The 20,369-nt window shown below is 63.2% G+C and carries 16 protein-coding genes and 1 tRNA gene; 7 read left to right on the top strand and 10 right to left on the bottom strand.

All coding sequences use genetic code 11. From position 1 onward, the window contains the following. The first annotated feature begins 9 nt into the window (after positions 1 to 9). From ade to msrA, 6 genes are all read left to right on the top strand, one after another. Positions 10 to 1,812, top strand: coding sequence for an adenine deaminase (gene ade / locus ACGYK7_RS02085; protein ID WP_394398536.1), 1,803 nt, complete (start codon positions 10 to 12; stop codon positions 1,810 to 1,812). Further along, a complete protein-coding gene (locus ACGYK7_RS02080; RefSeq protein ID WP_394398534.1) occupies positions 1,809 to 3,272 on the top strand; it encodes an AMP nucleosidase in 1,464 nt (487 codons plus the stop codon). The genes ade and ACGYK7_RS02080 overlap by 4 nt, the downstream gene beginning before the upstream one ends. A gap of 127 nt (positions 3,273 to 3,399) precedes the next feature. After that, positions 3,400 to 3,687 carry an HU family DNA-binding protein gene (locus ACGYK7_RS02075; RefSeq protein WP_007118569.1) on the top strand — a complete coding sequence of 96 codons (288 nt, stop codon included), beginning with the start codon at positions 3,400 to 3,402 and terminating at the stop codon, positions 3,685 to 3,687. A gap of 351 nt (positions 3,688 to 4,038) precedes the next feature. Then, complete coding sequence (locus ACGYK7_RS02070) at positions 4,039 to 4,908, top strand: DMT family transporter (protein WP_168612445.1); 870 nt, start codon at positions 4,039 to 4,041, stop codon at positions 4,906 to 4,908. Between the two features lie 79 nt (positions 4,909 to 4,987). Continuing rightward, positions 4,988 to 5,437, top strand: coding sequence for a peptide-methionine (R)-S-oxide reductase MsrB (gene msrB / locus ACGYK7_RS02065; protein WP_394398532.1), 450 nt, complete (start codon positions 4,988 to 4,990; stop codon positions 5,435 to 5,437). Further along, positions 5,434 to 5,943: a peptide-methionine (S)-S-oxide reductase MsrA gene (gene msrA, locus ACGYK7_RS02060; protein ID WP_394398530.1), complete on the top strand. Its 510-nt coding sequence runs from the start codon at positions 5,434 to 5,436 to the stop codon at positions 5,941 to 5,943. Before msrB ends, msrA begins: the two co-directional genes overlap by 4 nt. A 28-nt stretch (positions 5,944 to 5,971) precedes the next feature. On the opposite strand, the gene ACGYK7_RS02055 is transcribed toward msrA, so the two are convergent. The 9 genes from ACGYK7_RS02055 to ACGYK7_RS02015 form a co-directional block, all read right to left on the bottom strand. Beyond that, entirely contained in the window at positions 5,972 to 7,978 is a 2,007-nt protein-coding gene (locus ACGYK7_RS02055; RefSeq protein ID WP_394398528.1) for a hydantoinase/oxoprolinase N-terminal domain-containing protein, read from the bottom strand. An 11-nt stretch (positions 7,979 to 7,989) separates the two neighbouring features. Beyond that, positions 7,990 to 9,054 carry a tRNA epoxyqueuosine(34) reductase QueG gene (queG, locus tag ACGYK7_RS02050; protein ID WP_394398526.1) on the bottom strand — a complete coding sequence of 355 codons (1,065 nt, stop codon included), beginning with the start codon at positions 9,052 to 9,054 and terminating at the stop codon, positions 7,990 to 7,992. Next, positions 9,054 to 9,722, bottom strand: coding sequence for a glutathione S-transferase family protein (locus ACGYK7_RS02045; protein ID WP_394398524.1), 669 nt, complete (start codon positions 9,720 to 9,722; stop codon positions 9,054 to 9,056). The genes queG and ACGYK7_RS02045 overlap by 1 nt, the downstream gene beginning before the upstream one ends. A gap of 58 nt (positions 9,723 to 9,780) precedes the next feature. Continuing rightward, on the bottom strand, positions 9,781 to 10,509 hold the full coding sequence (gene mtgA / locus ACGYK7_RS02040; RefSeq protein WP_394398522.1) for a monofunctional biosynthetic peptidoglycan transglycosylase: 729 nt from the start codon (positions 10,507 to 10,509) through the stop codon (positions 9,781 to 9,783). A 7-nt stretch (positions 10,510 to 10,516) separates the two neighbouring features. Continuing rightward, a complete protein-coding gene (locus ACGYK7_RS02035; RefSeq protein ID WP_394398520.1) occupies positions 10,517 to 11,221 on the bottom strand; it encodes an SGNH/GDSL hydrolase family protein in 705 nt (234 codons plus the stop codon). 242 nt (positions 11,222 to 11,463) lie between these two features. Next, positions 11,464 to 15,996, bottom strand: coding sequence for a glutamate synthase large subunit (gene gltB, locus ACGYK7_RS02030; RefSeq protein WP_394398518.1), 4,533 nt, complete (start codon positions 15,994 to 15,996; stop codon positions 11,464 to 11,466). A 164-nt stretch (positions 15,997 to 16,160) separates the two neighbouring features. Continuing rightward, entirely contained in the window at positions 16,161 to 17,594 is a 1,434-nt protein-coding gene (locus ACGYK7_RS02025) for an NAD(P)-dependent oxidoreductase (RefSeq protein WP_394398516.1), read from the bottom strand. A gap of 159 nt (positions 17,595 to 17,753) precedes the next feature. Continuing rightward, a complete protein-coding gene (locus tag ACGYK7_RS02020; protein ID WP_394398514.1) occupies positions 17,754 to 18,560 on the bottom strand; it encodes an undecaprenyl-diphosphate phosphatase in 807 nt (268 codons plus the stop codon). Then, positions 18,560 to 19,546, bottom strand: a complete 987-nt coding sequence (locus ACGYK7_RS02015) for a complex I NDUFA9 subunit family protein (RefSeq protein WP_394398512.1) — start codon at positions 19,544 to 19,546, stop codon at positions 18,560 to 18,562. Before ACGYK7_RS02015 ends, ACGYK7_RS02020 begins: the two co-directional genes overlap by 1 nt. Positions 19,547 to 19,714: 168 nt before the next feature. Here ACGYK7_RS02015 and ACGYK7_RS02010 point away from each other — a divergent pair. Further along, positions 19,715 to 19,800 (top strand) — tRNA-Leu (locus ACGYK7_RS02010). Positions 19,801 to 20,154: 354 nt separating this feature from the next. On the opposite strand, the gene ACGYK7_RS02005 is transcribed toward ACGYK7_RS02010, so the two are convergent. Next, the gene (locus ACGYK7_RS02005) at positions 20,155 to 20,310 is read right to left on the bottom strand and encodes a hypothetical protein (protein ID WP_394398510.1); all 156 of its coding nucleotides are present in this window, start codon (positions 20,308 to 20,310) and stop codon (positions 20,155 to 20,157) included. Between the last annotated feature and the right edge of the window lie 59 nt (positions 20,311 to 20,369).

Here is a 20,369-nt window from a genome sequence, read left to right as displayed (position 1 = left end):
CCTTTGGACATGACAGATAAAACGTTCCCCTCCTGGCCCGATGTGGCCGCGCAATTGGTCGAGGTCGCCGCCGGGCACCGTCCCGCCGACACGATCATCACCGGCGGCACTTGGGTGAATGTGCACACCCGCGAATGCCTGCCCGACCATGACATCGCCATCGCCGCCGGGCGCATCGCCTTCGTCGGCCCCGACGCCAGCCATTGCCGGGGCGAGAGCACCCGCATCATCGAGGCCAAGGGGCGCTACATGGCCCCCGGCCTTTGCGACGGGCACATGCATATCGAGAGCACCATGCTCACCCCGGCCGAATTCGCCCGCGCGGTGATCCCGCATGGCACGACCTCGGCCTTCACCGACCCGCATGAGATTGCCAACGTGCTGGGGCTCAACGGCGTGCGGATGATGCATGATGAGGCGCTGATGCAGCCCATTAACATCTTCACCCAGATGCCCTCCTGCGCGCCCTCGGCGCCGGGGCTGGAGACGACGGGCTTCGAGATCACCGCCGAGGACGTGGCCGAGGCAATGACATGGCCCGGCATCGTCGGTCTGGGCGAGATGATGAACTTCCCGGGCGTCAGCAACGCCGACCCGCAGATGCTGGCCGAGATCGCGGCCACGCAGCGGGCGAACAAAACGGTGGGCGGGCATTACGCCTCGCCCGACCTTGGCCCCGCCTTTGCCGCTTATGTGGCCGGCGGCCCGGCGGACGATCACGAGGGCACCTGCGAGGCCGACGCGATAGCGCGGATGCGGCAGGGCATGCGCTCGATGATCCGGCTTGGCAGCGCGTGGTACGACGTGAAGACCCAGATCACCGCGATCACCGAGAAAGGGCTCGACCCGCGCAACATGATCCTGTGTACCGATGACAGCCACTCGGGCACGATCATCAACGAAGGGCATATGAACCGCGTGCTGCGTCATGCCATCGACTGCGGCTGCGACCCGCTGGTGGCGCTGCAGATGGCGACGCTGAACACCGCCACGCATTTCGGGCTGGAGCGCGAGATCGGCTCGCTCACCCCCGGGCGCCGCGCCGACGTGATCCTGACCTCGGACCTTGCGACCTTCCCGGTGGAGATGGTGATTGCCCGTGGTGAGGTCGTGGCTGAGGGCGGCAAATGCATCGTCGACTGCCCGCACTACGATTGGCCCGGCAGCGCCCGGAACACAGTGAACATGGCACGCGACCTCGCGGCGGCGGACTTCGACATTCCCGCCCCCGAGGGCGCCAATGCCGTCACCGCCAATGTCATCGGCGTGGTCGAGAACCAAGCCCCGACGCGAGCGCTGAAGTTCGAACTGCCGGTCACCGAGGGCCGCGTGCAGGGCACTGGCGAGGTCTGCCAGATCGCGCTGGTGGAGCGCCACCGCGCCACCGGCACGGTCACCAACGCCTTCGTCTCGGGCTTCGGCTACGAGGGGCGCATGGCCATGGCCTCGACCGTTGCGCATGACAGTCACCACATGATCGTCGTGGGCACCGATGCCGAGGAGATGGCCCGCGCTGCGAACCGCCTGCGCGAAGTCGGCGGCGGCATCACCGTGTTCCGCGATGGCGAGGAACTGGCACTGGTTGCCCTGCCGATTGCGGGGTTGATGTCCGACCGTCCCGCCGCCGAAGTCGCCGCCGATGCCGACCGTCTGGTGCAGGCGATGATCGACTGCGGCTGCAAGCTCAACAACGCCTATATGCAGCACTCGCTCTTGGCCCTCGTGGTGATCCCGGAGCTGCGTATCTCCGACCTTGGGCTGGTCGACGTGCAAAAATTTGAAATTATCCCATTGTTAGAGCCGCAAACATGACGACGATCCTGACCCCGGACACCCCGACCCCGGAAAGCTTCCGCGATGCGACCGCTGCCGTGGACCGTTTGACCGAACTCTATGAGCAGGCCACGACCTTCCTGCGGGTAGCTTTTGCCAAGGCGATGGAGAGTTCGGCCCCCGATGCCCGCGTCCGCGCCTTTTACCCCGAGCTGCGGTTTCGCACCTCCTCCTATGCGCATGTGGATACGCGGCTGTCTTTCGGGCATGTCTCCTCTCCCGGCACCTTTGCGGCGACGATCACCCGGCCCGATCTGTTTCGGAACTACCTGATCCAGCAAATCGGCCTGTTGATCGAAAACCACGACCAGCCGGTGATCGTCGGCCCTTCGACCACGCCGATTCCGGTGCATTTCGCCATGTCCGGCGACAACGCGATGAACGTGCCGCAAGAGGGGGCCGCCGACTTTACCCTGCGCGATGTCTTTGACGTGCCGGATCTGTCGACCACCAATGACGATATCGTCAACGGCACCTATGTCCCCGAGGACGACGTGCGCCCGCTTGCGCCCTTCACCGCGCAGCGGGTCGATTACTCCCTCGCGCGGCTGGCGCATTACACGGCCACGGATCCTGAGCATTTCCAGACCCATGTGCTGTTCACCAACTACCAGTTCTACGTGACGGAGTTCGAGCAATACGCCCGCGAGATGCTGCGCGACCCCGAAAGCGGCTATACCGCCTTCGTCTCGACCGGCAACGCCGAGATCACCGACCCCGATGCGCCGCTGCGCGAGTCGTTGAAGACGCCGCAGATGCCGACCTATCACCTCAAGCGGGCGGATGGGTCAGGCATCACGCTGGTCAACATCGGCGTCGGGCCGTCCAATGCCAAGACCGCGACGGACCATATCGCCGTGCTGCGCCCGCATGCCTGGCTGATGGTCGGCCACTGCGCCGGCCTGCGCAACACGCAGGCGCTTGGTGATTTCGTGCTGGCGCATGGCTACCTGCGCGAGGATCACGTGCTGGACGACGACCTGCCGGTCTGGGTGCCGATCCCGGCGCTGGCCGAGATCCAGATCGCGCTAGAGCAATCGGTGGCGCAGGTCACCCAGCTTGAGGGCTATGAGCTCAAACGCATCATGCGCACCGGCACCGTCGCCACCATCGACAACCGAAATTGGGAACTGCGCGACCAGTCCGGCCCGGTGCAACGGCTGAGCCAGTCTCGCGCCGTGGCGTTGGATATGGAAAGCGCGACCATCGCCGCCAACGGCTATCGCTTCCGGGTGCCCTATGGCACGTTGCTATGCGTGTCGGACAAACCGCTGCATGGGGAGTTGAAACTGCCCGGCATGGCGTCGGACTTTTACAAGACCCAAGTCGCCCGCCATCTGATGATCGGCATTCGCGCCATGGAGCTGTTGCGCCGCATGCCGTTAGAGCGGATCCATAGCCGGAAATTGCGATCCTTCGACGAAACGGCGTTCCTATAGGGCTCGAAACAGCGGAAAATCGCATGTTTTCGCGTTTATAGCGCCACAATTCGTTGTGTTATCCCACAACATACCGTTACATTCCGGCCATGAGGCCCTAAAAAGCGGGCAGTCTAAGGAGAATAAAATGGCAAAACCGATGACCAAGACCCAGCTCGTTGCTGCTCTGGCAGAAGAGATGGACACCGACAAGAAATCCGCAGGCGCAGCGCTCGACGCCGTTTGCAACCTGATCACCCGCGAAGTGTCCGCCGGCGGTGCCGTGACCCTGCCGGGCGTTGGCAAAATCTATTGCCGTGAGCGCCCCGAGCGGATGGTCCGCAACCCCGCCACGGGCGAACAGTTCAAGAAAGACGCCGACAAAGTGGTCAAGATGACCATCGCGAAGGCGCTGAAGGACAGCGTGAACGAGTAAGCCTTGGGCTGAGCGTTTACGAAAGGGTCGTCTTCGGGCGGCCCTTTTTCGTTGGCCACGAGGGCCACCGCCTGCCCGCAGGTCGGCGATCCGACATTGCGTCGTGCCACTTTATGATGCAGCCATGCGATGACTTCGCAAAGCGCTACCCAGCCTTGTTGGATGACCTACCCGGTCGCACCAAAGGCGCGCCCTAACAAAAAAACACCTATGGCGTGACGGGCGGGCAGGCGATGGCCCGGCGCTTGCGGCTTGATTCCGGGCTGGGTGGCATACTGACCAGTTTTCTGCACCTTGCCCTCCCCTTCCAAACCCGCCATTGCTTAGCAAGTTCAGCACAGGGGGCATTTCATGGACATCCGCGCAATTCTCATGGGTCTGGCCTTTGCCGTGATGTGGTCCTCGGCCTTCACCTCCGCCCGCATCATCGTGATGGACGCCTCTCCCCTCCTTGCCCTTTCCCTGCGCTACCTGATCTCCGGCCTGATCGGCGTCGGCATCGCGCTGGCTTTGGGGCAAAGCTGGCGGCTCACCCCGGCGCAGTGGCGGGCGACGATCATCTTCGGCGTGCTGCAAAACGCAGTCTACCTCGGCCTCAACTTCATTGCCATGCAGACCATCGAGGCGTCCCTCGCCGCGATCATCGCCTCCACCATGCCGCTGCTGGTCGGCTTCGCCGCTTGGGCCTTCTTGGGTGAAAAACTGCGCCCTCTAGGCATCGCAGGACTGTTTGCGGGTGTCATCGGCGTCGCCATCATCATGGGCGCGCGCCTTGGCGGGCAGGTGGACCTCTATGGCCTCATCCTCTGCGCCATCGGGGTGGTGGCCCTCACCGCCGCCACCCTGCTGGTGCGCGGCGCGACCTCGGGCGGCAACTTCCTGATGGTCGTGGGGCTGCAAATGCTCGTCGGTTGCGTTGCCCTTTCTATCGCCACCGCGCTGTTCGAAACACCTCGGATCGACCCCAGCCTGCGCCTGACGCTGGCCTTCGCCTATACCTGCCTTGTCCCCGGCCTTGCCGCCACCGTGGTCTGGTTCTGGCTGGTCAACCGCATCGGCGCCACAAGGGCGGCGACCTTTCACTTCCTCAACCCCTTCTTCGGCGTGGCCATCGCAGCGCTGCTGCTGGGCGAAACGCTGGGGCCGCGCGACATCCTTGGCGTTGCGATCATCGCGGGCGGCATCCTTGCCGTCCAAGTGTCGCGCCAGCGCAGGGCGTAACGCCAGTGTGAGCCGCACCCCCTTTGAATTTCACCGCCACACCCCATCTTATAGGCCAAGCCCATGAATGGAGGACGCCATGCCCCAATACGAGAAAACCAACGCCGCGATTGACGCGCTGAGCCCCGAAGAATTCCACGTCACCCAACGCAACGGCACCGAACGCCCCGGCACCGGCAAGTACCTCGACAACAAGGAACCGGGCATCTACGTCGACATCGTCTCGGGCGAGCCGCTGTTTGCGTCGTCCGACAAATACGAAAGCGGCTGCGGCTGGCCTAGCTTCACCAAGCCGATCGAGCCTGCCTATGTCGAAGAATTGGAAGACGCCTCGCTCGGCATGATCCGCACGGAAGTACGCAGCAAGCACGGCGACAGCCATCTCGGCCATGTCTTCCCCGACGGCCCGCCCGACCGCGGCGGCCTGCGCTATTGTATTAATTCCGCCTCCCTGCGCTTTATCCATCGTGATGATATGGAGTCCGAAGGCTATGGCGAGTACCTCAACCAAGTGGAGAATGTGACATGACAACCGAACGCGCAGTGCTGGCCGGAGGCTGCTTCTGGGGCATGCAGGACCTGATCCGCCGCCGCCCCGGAGTCGTCTCGACCCGCGTCGGCTATACCGGCGGCGACGTGCCCAACGCGACCTACCGCAACCACGGCACCCATGCCGAGGGGATCGAGATCATCTTCGACCCCGAGAAAACTTCGTACCGTGAGTTGCTGGAGTTCTTTTTCCAAATCCACGACCCGACCACAGTGAACCGTCAGGGCAACGACATCGGGATGAGCTATCGCTCGGCGATCTACTATGTGAATGACGAGCAGAAAGCCGTGGCCGCAGACACCATCGCCGATGTCGAAGCCTCTGGCCTCTGGCCCGGCAAAGTGGTGACCGAGGTCGAGCCCGTGGGCGATTTCTGGGAGGCCGAACCCGAGCATCAGGATTATCTTGAGCGGCTGCCGAACGGCTACACCTGCCACTTCCCGCGCGCCGATTGGGTGCTGCCCAAGCGCGACGCCGCAGAATGAACCGCTGCCCCCGGCCCCGCGCCGGGGGTTAGCCCACCGCCACCCGAGGGCGACCCGAGGCTTCGACGGTGAGCGCGGCTTCGACAAAAACCTCCCGCCCCTCGACATCCGCGAGACGGATATCCCGCGTCACATGACATTCGATTTCCGCCGCCCCGGCTGTGAATGCGCGGGCGCGGGCGGCTTCGGTCAAAGCGCGCTCCCCTTGGGCCAAGGCCCGTTCAGCGGTCGAAAAATCCTGCGGCCCATCGGCGAGGTGGAGGCGAAACACCCCTTCGTTCGGAACGGTAATGGTCGCACTCTCGCGCATGATCACCCGCCCCACAACCGCGCCGATGGCATTGGCGACATGAGCGTTCGCGGGCAGGATCATCTCACTGCCCAGCCTTTCGCCCACCGCCGGGTAGTAGGTCGCCGCCGAGGCGCCCAGCCCCACCACAGGTAAGTTCAGCCCCGCATCGATCCGCAGCACGCCGCGATGGCCAGAGAGGCCGCGCTGCATCAGCACATGACGCGCCAGAACCTCTGGCGGCAGGTCGAAACCGGGTGTTTCTTCGGCGAATGCGGTCTCTAACAGGGCCAGGGTCGTCTGGTCGGTCAACCGGTCGAGGATGATCTGAGCGAGGTCATCAGGATCAGGACAGAACCGCATCCCCGATCCGCCGCGCTTGCGCCCGAACAGGGTCAGCGCCTTGCGCGCGGCACCGGCATCCCATGCGCAAAGATGCCCCGCTACATGGCTCGCGTCCGTGGGCGTCACCCCCGCCAGTTGCACCAGCCCGCGTGCCACCAATCGCGCCAAAGCGCTTTGATCGACCCGATTGCGCAGCACATCCCCCAAGGGCCAGACATCGCCGCCGATCCGCTCCAACAGTGCCATTTCGCGCGGAGCCAGACCTTCGGCCCCCTGCACCACTACGGCGCGGACAAAGCGGCCATCGTGCTCTGCCACCACGCTGCGGCGTAGCTGCGCATCCAAGGCGCTATGCACCACCTCCGGCGCGTCGACCGCGATGAGAGAGATTGGCAACAGCCGCTTCGGCCCCAAGGTCACGCCTGCGGTGAGCCCTTCAGACGTGAAATGCACCTCGCTGTCACCGCCCAGCCCGTGGGTGCGCATCGCGACCGCCTCGACCATGGTGCGGTAGGGACCGACCTGCGCGCCCGCCGGGTCAATCGCCGGGCGACCGTCGCGCAATAGGGCCACATCGGTCGTCGTGCCGCCGATATCCGATACCAGTGCCGTCTCTGCCCCGGTCAACCAGCGTGCGCCCACCAGTGACGCCGCAGGGCCGCTGAGGATGGTCTCGATGGGCCGTTCGCGGGCCTGTGCGCTCGACATCAGGGCGCCATCGCCGCGCACCACCATCAAAGGCGCGTGGATGCCGAGATGGCGCAATTGATCCTCTGCCCGGCCAATCAGCCGGTCGATCATGCCGATCAACCGCGCGTTCAACAGCGCCGTGAGCGCCCGCTTCGGCCCGTTCAGCTTGGCCGAGAGACTGTGAGAGGCCGAGACGGGGCGTCCCGTGACCTCGGCCACCAGTTCCGCGACCCGCTGCTCATGCGCGGGGTTGCGCGTGGCGAATTGGCTGGCCACGGCAAAGCCGCTGACCTCGGCCTTATACGTCTCTAAAAAGGCGATCAGGGCCGGTTCGTCCAAGGGCGCCACCTCTGCCCCCGCGTGGTCATGCCCGCCGGAGAGCAGTAGACAAGGATCGCCCCGAAGGGCCGCTGACAGGCCATGGGTCTCAAGGTCCGCCGCGCGAAACCCGACATAGATCAACGCGGCGCGCCCGCCCTGCCCTTCGACCAGCGCATTGGTCGCCAGCGTGGTCGAGAGGGAGGCCATGGCGATCTTTTCCGCCGCCACACCGGATTGGGCCAAAACCGCGCTGACCGCCTTGCCGACGCCGACGGCCAGATCGGCGCGGGTGGTCAGCGCCTTGGCGGTGGCGATCACCTCGGTCTCATCGCGGATCAGCACCGCGTCCGTGTAGGTGCCGCCCGTGTCGACGCCCAGTAACACCGCCATGGGCGTGCCTCCTATGCCAAACGCGCTGCGGCCCAACGCGCGGCATCGGCCACGGTGGGGTCAGCGTCTTCGGTCAGAGATTGCGCCACGGGGCGCAGCCGCGCCAGCCCGGAATTGCCGATGGCATAGAGCACGTTGCGCACGAAACGATCCCGCCCGATCCGTTTGATCGGAGAGCCGGAATAGCGCGCGCGGAAAGCGCTATCGTCAAGGCCCGCAAGCTCGGCCAGATCGGCGGGCTGCACCGAGGGGCCGTGATAGCGCATATCGCTGGCCGCCACGGCGAACTTGTTCCACGGGCAGGCGGCGAGGCAATCGTCGCAGCCGTAAATCCGGTTGCCCATCTTCTCGCGCAGGTCCAGATCGACCGGCCCTTTGTGTTCGATCGTCAGATAGGAAATGCAGCGCCGCGCGTCGAGTTGATAGGGCGCGGGGAAGGCATCCGTGGGGCAAGCCTCGAGACAGGCCCGGCAAGAGCCGCAGTGGTCCACCTCCCGGGCGTCGGGCGGCAGATCGAGCGTAGTGAAAACCGAGCCTAAAAAGGCCCAATTGCCGAACTTCCGGCCTAGCAGGTTGGTGTGTTTGCCCTGCCAACCCAAACCGGCGGCCTGCGCCAAGGCCTTTTCCGGCACCGGGGCGGTATCGACGAAGACCTTCACCTCAGGGTCAAGGGCGCGGGTCTCTTCCATCAGCCAGCGGGCCAGCCGCTTCAGCCGTTTCTTGACGATATCGTGGTAGTCCCGCCCCTGCGCATAGACCGAAATCGCGCCCTTGTCGGGATGCTCCAGCACCGCGCGGGGGTCATGTTCGGGGGTGTAGCTTTCGGCCAGCATGATGACCGACCGCGCCTCGGGCCAAAGGGCGGCAGGGTTGCCGCGCCAATGCATCCGCTCTTCCATCCAGCCCATCTGCCCGTGAAACCCGGCCTCGACAAAGCGGGCAAGCCGTTCGGGCACCTCAGGCACGTCTTGGGGGCGGCAAATGCGGCAGGCGACAAAGCCTTCCTCAAGCGCCCGGGCCACCACCCGCGCCTTCAGAGCCTCCGGCCCGATTTCGGCGCGAGGGCGGGCAGGCATCAGAAGTCGAGGTTGTTGTAATGCACCGGCGGCGGGAAGCCCGGCAGCTGATCGGCGAGGATCGAGCGGAAGGCCGGGCGCGACTTGATCTTGGCATACCAGTCCTTGACCACGTCAGAGCGGTTCCAATCCACGTCCGAGATATAGTCGAGCGACGACAGATGCGCCGCGGCGGCGAAATCGGCCAGCGTCATCACGTCGCCGGCCAGCCAGCGGCGGTGATCCAGCAGCCACGCCATGTAATCGAGGTGATATTTGATCGCCTTGGCCCCGGCCTTGACGTTCTTGCTGTCCGGATAGCCCTGTTTGGTGACTTTCTTGTTAACCCGCTCATACAGCAGTTTCGAGGTCACCTCGTCATGGAATTTGTCGTCGAACCAACTGACCAAACGCCGCACTTCCAAGCGCTGTACCGGGTCGCTGGGCAGCAAGGATGCCTCGGGGCGGGTCTCTTCGATATATTCACAGATCGCGGCGCTTTCGGCCATCATGATCCCGTCAAGCCGCAGCACAGGCACCTTGCCCGCCGGGTTGCGGCGCAGGAAATCGGAATCTTGCTCCCAATAGCGCTCCTCGACCAGTTCCACCTCGATCTTCTTCTCCCCAAGGCTAAGCCGCACCTTGCGACAGAAGGGGGACAAGGGAACGTGAAACAAGCGAGCCGTCATATAAAGTCCGTGTGGTTAAAGGGATTGCACTCTTCCATGCCTGCTGGCGGAGGGATTTTCAACTCTCGAAACAGGCGGCGCGACCGTCCGCGCGGATGGTCGCCGCCCCGTCCATGATCTGCGCCGTGCGCTTACGGGTAAAGTCACCGGGGCGCGAGGCCGAACGTTCTTTCGGGTCGGGCAGGATCGCGGCAAGCCGGGCGGCCTGCGTGGCGCTCAGGTCTGCCGCCGCGACGCCAAAGTAATGCGGCGCCGCCGCCCCCACGCCAAAGATGCCTTCGTCGAACTCGGCCACATTCAGATAGACCTCGATGATCCGCCGCTTGGGCCAGAGGGTTTCGACCAGCGGGGTCATCCCGGCCTCAAGCGCTTTGCGCAGCCACGAGCGGCCATGCCAGAGGTAGACGTTCTTGACCGTCTGCTGGCTGATCGTCGACGCCCCGCGGGCCGATCCGTTTTCGATCGCGGTCCGGATCGCCTGCATGTCAAAACCCCAGTGGTTGCAGAAATTCGCATCTTCCGCCGCCACGGCGGCGCGGGCCATCACGGGGGCGATCTGCTCAAGCGGCACCCAGTCGCGCTGAATCCCGCCCAGACGGCGCGATTCCGAAAGCATGTAGAAACCGGTGGGCGGATTGACGAAGCGGAACAGCAGCACCAACAGCACCACCAGGGCAAAGGCCAGCGCCAAGGCGCGCACCAGCCAGCGGCCCGCGCGTTTCTTCAACGGGGGGCTTGCCTTGCTCGATTTCTTGCCCTTGGGGGCGGTCTTTTTCCGTGTCGCCATGGATCAGCTATAGGCCGTCTGCGGGTTTTTGTGAACGGCTCTCGCGCGCTGTGATTTCTTGCGCGAGGTAGGCTCCGATCCGGGCCGAGCCACGGGCCGAGGGATGTACGTTGTCGCGAGCGAAGAGCCCGCGATCCCCCCGGTCGATCACATCTTCGGAATCGACGAAATGGACCCCGGGGCGGTTCGCGGCGAGGCTGGCGATGCGGGATTCGATTTCGACCAGATCATCACGGCAGCCCGCGAAGGCGCCCGAACCGGAGCCTGCGTAATAGCCCATCCACATGACCTGCGCGCCGGTCTGGGCGCGCAGACGTTGCAGGAATGCGGGGATGCTGCCACTTTGGCCATCGGGGGCGATCAGCGCATTTACGGCCGGCCCACAGGCACCACAGCCGCAATCGGCGTTCAGGTCATTCGCGCCGCCATTGACCACCACCCAGTTCCAGCGCCCGCCGGGGAACTGCTGCTGAATGTCAAAGCCGACGGCAGAGGCGATGGCCGAGCCGTTATCGAACTGCGCGCCGGGCACGGCACGGCTGGTGACACTGCGCCCTGTTTGGTTTGCAATGACATCGGGGATCGCGGCATTGCCGTTCCACGCCATGATGGAATCGCCGAGCACGAGGATGTCGCCCCCGCCGCGCGGGGCGGTGTCGGTGCAGGCAGCGAGGCCGGTTAGGAAGGCAAGGGTGATCAGAATTTTACGCATGAAGTCCTCCGATGCGGAGGAAGTAGCGCATCCCGGTCTGTCTACCACCCCGGCCCGGAATCAAGCCGAAGGCGCCGGGCCTTCGCCTGCGCCCGGACGGATAGGCGATTTGGCGAGGCTCAGCGAGACCCGCGAAGACACACCATGGCGGCACCATGAAGTGGCAGTTCGCGGCGTCGTATCGCCCACCCGCGGGCAGGCGATGGCCCTCCCCGCGCGACCGGAGCCGCGCGGGGGATAGCTTACTCCGCCGGAACCGCCGCCTCTTCCACGCTCAGCGGCGCGGGCAGATGCACCAACATCTCCTTCGGGCAAACTTGCAAGAAGTTGTGCTTCTCGGTCTCCCAATGCTGGAGGATATCGGCGGCCTTGCGGCTCTTGGTCTCGGCGACATGGCGCTCAAGCAGCCCGTGCAACTGATCCTGCCAATGCGCCACGGTGACCGGGCAGCTCACGATGGTCTCGGCGTTCATCAACTTATGGGCCGAGCCCTCGGGATCATAGAGATAGGCCATCCCCCCGGTCATCCCGGCAGCGAAGTTCGCGCCGATCTCTCCAAGGATCACTGCCACACCGCCGGTCATATATTCACAACCGTTGCTGCCGCAGCCTTCGATCACCACATGCGCGCCCGAGTTGCGGACAGCGAAACGCTCGCCCGCCCGGCCCGCGGCAAAGAGGTATCCCGCCGTCGCGCCATAGAGCACCGTGTTGCCGATGATCGTATTCTCCGACGCCACCACCGGGCTCGCCATCGAAGGCCGCACCACGATCGTGCCGCCCGACAGACCCTTGCCGACATAGTCGTTCGCATCGCCCGAAACTTCGAGCTTGAGCCCCGGTGCGGCAAAGGCACCCAGCGACTGCCCAGCCGAGCCGGTCAGCTTCACCGTCAGGTGGTCCGGTTGCAGCGAATTGCGCATCCCGAAGCGTTTGACGATATGGCTCGACACCCGCGTGCCGACGGTCCGATGGGTGTTCTGCACGGCATAGGACAGTTGCATCTTCTCACCATCCTCAAGGAAGCGCGCGGCATCGCGGACGATCTGCGCGTCCAACGTGTCGAGCACGACCTGACGCGGCTTGTCGCGGTCATAGACGTTCTCATGGGCGCCATCGACGGTGATCAACAGCGGGTTGAGGTCCAGATCGTCGAGATGCGCCGAGCCACGGCTGACCTGCGTCAGAAGGTCGGCGCGGCCGATCACCTCATCAAGGCTGCGCGCACCGATTGAGGCGAGGATTTCCCGCACCTCCTGCGCGTAGAAGGTGATGAGGTTCACGACCTTGTCGGCATTGCCGGTGAACTTGCCGCGCAGGGCTTCGTCCTGCGTGCACACGCCGACGGGGCAGGTGTTGGACTGGCACTGGCGCACCATGATGCAGCCCATGGCGATGAGTGCGGCGGTGCCGATGCCGTATTCCTCGGCCCCCATCATCGCCGCCATGACGATGTCACGCCCGGTGCGCAAACCACCGTCGGTGCGCAGGGTCACCCGGTCACGCAGGTTGTTCATCGACAGCACCTGATGCGCCTCGGTGAGGCCCATCTCCCAAGGCAGGCCCGCGTATTTGATCGAGGTCGCCGGGGACGCCCCGGTGCCGCCGTTGTGGCCCGAGATCAGGATGATGTCGGCCTTGGCCTTGGCCACACCCGCCGCGATGGTGCCGACGCCGGAGGAGGCCACCAGCTTCACCGTCACCTTGCAGCGCGGGTTGATCTGCTTGAGGTCGTAGATCAGCTGCGCGAGATCTTCGATCGAGTAGATGTCATGGTGCGGCGGGGGCGAGATCAGGGTCACGCCCTTGGTCGAATGCCGGAGCCGCGCGATCAGGTCGGTGACCTTCATGCCCGGAAGCTGGCCCCCCTCACCGGGCTTGGCGCCCTGTGCGACTTTGATTTCCAACTCTTCGCACTGGTTCAGATACTCCGCCGTCACGCCGAACCGGCCCGAGGCCACCTGTTTGATCTTGGCCGAGGGGTTGTCGCCATTGGCCTCCGGCACGAAATGCGCCGGATCTTCGCCGCCCTCGCCGCTGTCGGATTTGGCGCCAATACGGTTCATCGCCACGTTCAGCGTCTTATGCGCCTCGGGTGACAGCGCCCCCAGCGACATGCCCGGCGTTACGAAACGCTTGCGGATGGAGGTGATGCTTTCCACCTCTTCCAACGGCACAGGCGTGCCCTTGGGCTTGATGTCGAGCAGATCACGCAGATGGATCGGCGGATTGCTCTGCATCTTCTTCGAATACTGCTGCCACATCTGGTAGGACGCTTTGTTGCAGGCCATTTGCAGCATATGCATGCTGCTCGCCTCCCAAGCGTGTTTTTCGCCCGAGCGGCGCAGTTTGTAGAAGCCGCCGATGGGCATCACCACCCCGTCGCCCTGCCAGCCCTTGGCGTGGACCTCCTCGGCCTTGCGCTGGATGCCGACGACACCAATGCCGGAGATGCGGCTGGTCATACCGGGGAAATATTCGGCACACATGGCGCGGGACAGGCCCACCGCCTCGAAGTTGAGACCCCCGCGGTAGGAGGAGATCACGGAAATCCCCATCTTCGCCATGATCTTGAGCAGACCTTGGTCAATCGCCTCACGGTATTTCTGCACCGCCTGCGTCAGGGTCATGTCCAGCAGCCCGCGCTCGATCCGATCGGCGAGGGAATCCTCGGCCAGATAGGCGTTCACCACGGTCGCACCGCAGCCCACCAGCACGGCGAAGTAATGTGGATCGACACATTCCGCCGAACGCACGTTGAGCGAGGTGAAGGTCCGCAAACCCTTGCGCACGAGGTGACTGTGCACCGCGCTGGTGGCAAGGATCATCGGCATCGCCACGCGGTCAGCGCCGCTGTGCTGATCGGTCAGCACCAGATGCCCCGCGCCCGAGCGCACGGCGTCTTCCGCCTCGGCCCGGATGCGCGCGAGGCTGGCGCTCAGGTTGCCGGGACCGGGCTCGAAGGTGCAGTCGATGGTGACAGTATGCACCTTGAACTGGGCCATCAGCTCATCAAACTGCGCGTTGCCCACAAAGGGGCTGTCGAGCACGATGATCTCGGTCTGGGAACTGTCTTCGTCGAGCACGTTCTTGAGGTTGCCGAAGCGGGTCTTGAGGCTCATCACCCGGAATTCGCGCAAGGAGTCGATCGGCGGGTTGGTGACCTGGCTGAAGTTCTGGCGGAAGAAATGGCTCAGCGGGCGGTACTGGCCGCTGAGCACCGCCGAAGGCGTGTCGTCGCCCATCGAAGCCAGCGTTTCCTTGCCGTCCTCGGCCATCGGCGCGAGGATCTGTTCCAGCTCTTCGATTGTATAGCCCGCGGCCACCTGACGGCGGCGCAGTTCGGCGCCTTCGAACAGCGGTTTTTCGGTGACACCGGCAAGGACATCATCCATCTCGGTGATCTTGCCGACCCATTCGCCGAAGGGCTGATTGGCGGCCAGTTTGTTTTTGATTTCAGTGTCATGGAAGAGTTTGCCCTCTGCCATATCCACCGCGATGATCTGCCCGGGGCCAAGCGCGCCCTTGGCCACGACGCGTGCCTCGTCCAGCGGCACCATCCCGGCTTCGGAACCGGCGATCAACATGCCGTCCGAGGTTTCGACATAGCGCATCGGGCGCAGCCCGTTGCGGTCAAGCCCGGCGCAGACCCAGCGGCCATCGGTCATCGCCAAGGCGGCGGGACCGTCCCAAGGCTCCATGACGGAGTTGCAATAGGAATACATGTCACGCCATGCCTGCGGCAGTTCCACCGCCTGTTTGGACCACGACTCAGGCACCAGCATCGTCTTGGCCATCGGTGCGGAACGGCCTGCGCGCACCAGAACCTCGAAGACCGAATCCAACGCGGCAGAGTCGCTGGAGCCCGCCGCCACGATCGGTTTGATGTCCTCGGCCATGTCGCCAAAGGTGGCAGAGGCCATGCGGATCTCATGGCTCTTCATCCAGTTCATATTGCCCTTGAGGGTGTTGATCTCACCATTATGGGCCAACATGCGGAAGGGCTGCGCCAGCCACCACTGCGGGAAGGTGTTAGTGGAATAGCGCTGGTGATAGATCGCGAAGGCGCTGATGAATTTGTCGTCCTTCAGGTCGGGATAGAACTCCGCCACCTGTTCGGCCAGCATCATGCCCTTGTAGATGACCGAGCGGCAGGACATCGACGCGATATACATCTGCGGCACCTGCGCCGCGATGGCGGCTTTCTCAATCCGGCGGCGGATGACGTAAAGCTCCCGCTCAAAAGTCTCTTCATCCACGCCCTTGGCGTTGGAGATCAGGATCTGCTCAATCTCGGGCCGGGTCGCATTGGCCTTTTCGCCCAGCACCGAAATGTCCACGGGCACATGGCGCCAGCCATAGATGTAGTAGCCCATGCGGAGCACTTCGGTCTCCACAATGGTCCGGCAGGTCTCTTGCGCCGCGAAATTTGTGCGCGGGAGGAAGACTTGGCCCACCGCGATCAACTCATCCTCGCGCGGGGTGTGGCCGGTGCGGCGGACTTGTTCATAGAAGAAGGGGACGGGGATTTGCACATGAATGCCCGCGCCGTCGCCGGTCATCCCATCTGCGTCGACCGCGCCGCGGTGCCAGATTGCTTTCAGCGCATTGATCCCGTTGACGACGACCTCGCGGGTCTTCTCGCCATTGATGTTGACCACAAGGCCCACGCCGCAGGAGGAATGCTCTTCCTCGAAACTATACATGCCTTTTTCGGCCATCATCGCGCGTTTGGCTTCTTCGCGGGCCACCCAGGCATCATCATATTTGGTCATGTCTTGGTTCCTTCCACAAACGCCGCAAATCCTGCTGTGACTTCGGCCTTGGTTTTGTTCTCGTGCGCTCTGACAAAGGCACGGCTGCCGAGCGTCACGTCTATTTCATTCTTGGTCTCGGACAGCGCCGCATGGGGCGGGACGGCAAAGCCGCCCCGGTGCCGTCACTCCGCCGCGATGCGCTGCGCCCCGTTGAAATCGTCGAGAATCGCCTGCGCGCAGTCGCGCCCGTCCTTGATCGCCCAGACCACAAGGCTCGCGCCGCGCACGATGTCGCCCACCGCATAGACCCCGTCGAGCGCGGTGGCCCCGGTGACGTAGTCGGCCTTGATCGTACCCCAACGGTTCACCGGCAGCGCCGGCTCGTTCCAGAGCGTCGGCAGGTCTTCGGGTTCAAAGCCAAGGGCCATGATCACCATGTCGGCGTCTTCGACATAGTCGGCGCCTTCGATCACCTCGGGCGACTGGCGGCCCGTGACATCAGGCGCGCCGAGGCGCATCTTTTGCACCATCACACCGGTCACCGGATCACCGACAAAGCCCTTGGGCGCGCTCAGCCATTCGAAGATCACGCCCTCTTCCTCGGCGTTTTGCACTTCGCGCTGGCTGCCCGGCATATTGGCCCGGTCACGGCGGTAGAGGCATTTGACGCTTTCCGCGCCCTGACGGATTGAGGTGCGCACGCAGTCCATCGCCGTATCGCCGCCGCCGATCACGACAACCTTCTTGCCCGCGGCGTTCAGACGGCCGTTTTCGAATTCTTCGACCGTGTCGCCAAAGCTTTTGCGGTTGGAGGCGGTGAGGAAGTCGATCGCCCGCTCTACGCCGAATCCGCCCACACCGGGGGCTTCGATCTCACGGGTTTTGTAGACGCCGGTCGCGATGATCACGGCGTCATGCTTGCCCCGGATCGCGCCGAAGCTGATGTCGACACCGACATCGCAGTTCAACTCAAAGGTTACGCCACCGTCGGCAAGCTGCGCATTGCGGCGCTCGACCACGTCTTTCTCAAGCTTGAAGCCGGGGATGCCATAAGTCAGCAAGCCGCCCGCCCGGTCATAGCGGTCATAGACAGTGACCTGCACGCCCGCGCGGCGCAGCATATCCGCCGCCGCCAGACCGCCCGGGCCCGCGCCGATGATGCCGACACTTTCGGGCCGCTCTTCGCGCGGGGCGGCGGGTTTGACCCAGCCCTGTTCCCATGCCGTGTCGGTGATGTATTTCTCGATCGAGCCGATGGTGACGGTGCCATGGCCCGACTGTTCGATCACGCAGTTGCCTTCACACAGGCGGTCTTGCGGACAGATGCGGCCACAGATCTCGGGGAAAGTATTGGTTGCCTGACTGATCTCATAGGCCTCTTGCAGACGCCCTTCGGCAGTCAGGCGGAGCCAGTCGGGGATGTTGTTGTGCAAAGGGCAATGGGTTTGGCAGTAGGGCACGCCACATTGGCTGCACCGGCTCGACTGCTCTGCCGCTTTTGCATCCGCATATTCGGCGTAAATTTCATCGAAATCCGTCCGGCGCAAATCGGGCGGGCGTTTTTCGGGCATATCCCGCGCAACGTCTGTAAATTTCAGCATGACCTGCTTCGCCATATACCCGTTCCTTCGACAAATTCCGTCAGAAGGCTCGTATACGAGAGCGCCAAAGTAAATAAAAGACAGCAATGCTGACCTATTTACCTCTTTCCGAGCAAATGGGGGGCTCGGCGATCATTTTTATGCATCATTTAAGGTCCGATGCGGACCTACCCGCTAAAACCCAGCCCAAAGCGCGAGGATAACCACCCCGCCCACAAGGATTCGCCACCATCCGAAAAGCGCGTAACCATAGCGGCTGATGTAATCGAGCACCCAACGCACCACGAAAACGGCAGAGATAAAGGCCATGACGAAGCCCACGGCAATCTCGCCCATCGCCGAAGCGTCCAGCACGTCGCGGTTCTTGTAAATGTCATAGGCGAAAGCGCCCGCCATCGTCGGCATTGACAGAAAGAAGGAGAATTCCGCCGCTGCCCGCTTACTGGCCCCCAGCAACAGAGCACCAACGATCGTTGCCCCCGACCGCGAGGTGCCCGGGATCATGGCGAGACATTGGATCACACCGATCTTGAAAGCCATGGAAAGCGGGAATTTGGTCGCATCGGAATGGGTCGGTGCAGGGGCAATGCGATCCACGACCAACAGGACCACCCCGCCCAGCACCAGCATAACGGCAATCAGCAGGGGCGTCTCGAAAAGGACCGTTTTAATGAAGTCATGCGCCAGAACGCCGATCACGACCGCCGGCAGAAAGGCCAGAAGCACCGACCAGATGAACCGCCGCGCCTGCGGATCATGCGGTGCGGCCGAGAAGACAGCCCAAAGACGCGCGGAATAGACCGTGAGGATCGCCAGCACCGCGCCCAATTGGATCACGACCTCGAAGGTCCGTCCGGCGCTTTCGAAACCCAGAAAATGACCGGCCAGCAAAAGATGCCCGGTCGAAGATACGGGGATGAACTCTGTCAGCCCCTCCAGCAAACCCAGAAAGGCGGCGATCAGAGTGGTCGATTGTTCCATTATCCCTGCCGCAGGTTACGTGCCGATGCTTTGATGGCGTCATATTGCCCAGAGGGCCGGAACCGCCAGAGATAGTCGGGCAGCACCGCATCCATTGCGGTGGGGGTGATGCCAAGCTCGGCAAAGCCGCGCGCGTCTTCCGCTACGATATTGTCCTTGCGCAGGTTCTTGACCTGATCGCGGGTCAGCATCTTGTTGGTGAACAGCCCAAAGGTCGCAGCCTGGACCATGTCGAAACCAAAGGCCACGATCTTGGCCAAGAACCACGGCATGTTGAGCACCAAACGACGACGGTGAATGACCTTGAGCATGCGCTGCATCAACCCGCGGAAAGTATCCACATCGGGACCGCCGAGTTCATAGACGCCCGAAGCGGCTTGCCCTTCCAACGCCTTTTCCGCCGCCTTGGCCACGTCATCGACAAACACCGGCTGGAACCGGGTCGAGGCCCCGGCGACCGGCAGGATCGGGCCGGTGCGGGTCATGCCTGCGAAACGGTTAAAGAATTCGTCCTCCGGCCCGAACATGATCGAGGGGCGCAGGATCACGGCATGGGGCATATGCTTGAGAATGGCAGCCTCGCCCTCGCCCTTGGTGCGGGCATAGTCGCTCTCGGCCTCCATATCCGCGCCGATGGCAGAGACATGCACGAAATGGCCGATCCCCTCGGCGGCGGCCATGCGGGCGATACGCTCCGCCCCTTCGGATTGGACGGCGTCAAAGCTGTTCTTACCGGTTTCGACCAGAATGCCGACGCAGTTCACCACCGCATCCGCGCCACGCAGCGCATCGGCCACGGAGCGATCGTTGCGGATGTTGCACAAGACAGGTTCGACCTGGCCGACCACACCATAGGTCCGCACAAAGAGCGCCTCATTGGGATGGCGCACCGCCACCCGCACCCGCCAACCAGCTCTGGCCATGCGATACGCGATATAGCGTCCGACAAACCCCGAACCGCCATAAATCGTGACCAGCTTAGACATTCTGCCGCTCCTGTAGATAAATTCTCTGACAGGATGTACCCGCGCACCGCCCCTGTCACAAGGCCAAACCCCCGGTTGCAGCGCCTTGCGTGGAGGATTTTCCAATTTTCGCATAAATTGCGATTGACAGTCCCCCGGCTGAGCCTTAGAGCACCCCACACGATACGTGCCCAGGTGGCGGAATGGTAGACGCGCTAGCTTCAGGTGCTAGTACTGGCAACGGTGTGGAGGTTCGAGTCCTCTCCTGGGCACCAATATTCCCCGATAAATGATTGATTTGAATAAGCTTTTAGAAGTCTACGCAAATTCAATCCACCCTACAGTCCACCCCAACGCGGCCCGTTTAACGTGGCTTTGCGCTCTCAATCATTTCAATTGGGGTTCTAGTTTGGGAATCGTTCGGCGATTCAGTGTGTCAGAACGAACCACAGGCCCAGCGACCAGAGCAACACCAAAGCCGAAGTAAATGCCAAGCGCTCGCGAGTCTGCCCGCTTTCAGCCCAGCGCTCACGCACTTTTCGTTTACTGGCTGTATTATTCTGCTCGTCGGATTCCATCGACATCAAATAGGTACTCCGCACCCAAGGGCAAGGGCGGGCAAAGAAAGATTAACGCAGTGCTTCCGCAGCCTGATCCGCATCAGACAGATAATCGACCACTTCAAAGGCGGCGAGAACCCAAAGTAGCGCCAGTACACCGATACCGAACCAGAACCAGCGTCGCAAATGCCTACTAATACGGAAATCGCGTTGGTCTTTCGACATGGCTGAACTCCGTTGCTTAGAAGAAACTGTTGTGAAATTCCAATCGCAACAACGCTCTG

The sequence above is a fragment of the Sulfitobacter sp. 1A15299 genome (genome assembly GCF_043556915.1).
GTDB lineage: Bacteria > Pseudomonadota > Alphaproteobacteria > Rhodobacterales > Rhodobacteraceae > Sulfitobacter.
The sequence above is the reverse complement of the archived record's forward strand: the minus strand, read 5'-3'. Positions and strand labels throughout refer to the sequence as shown.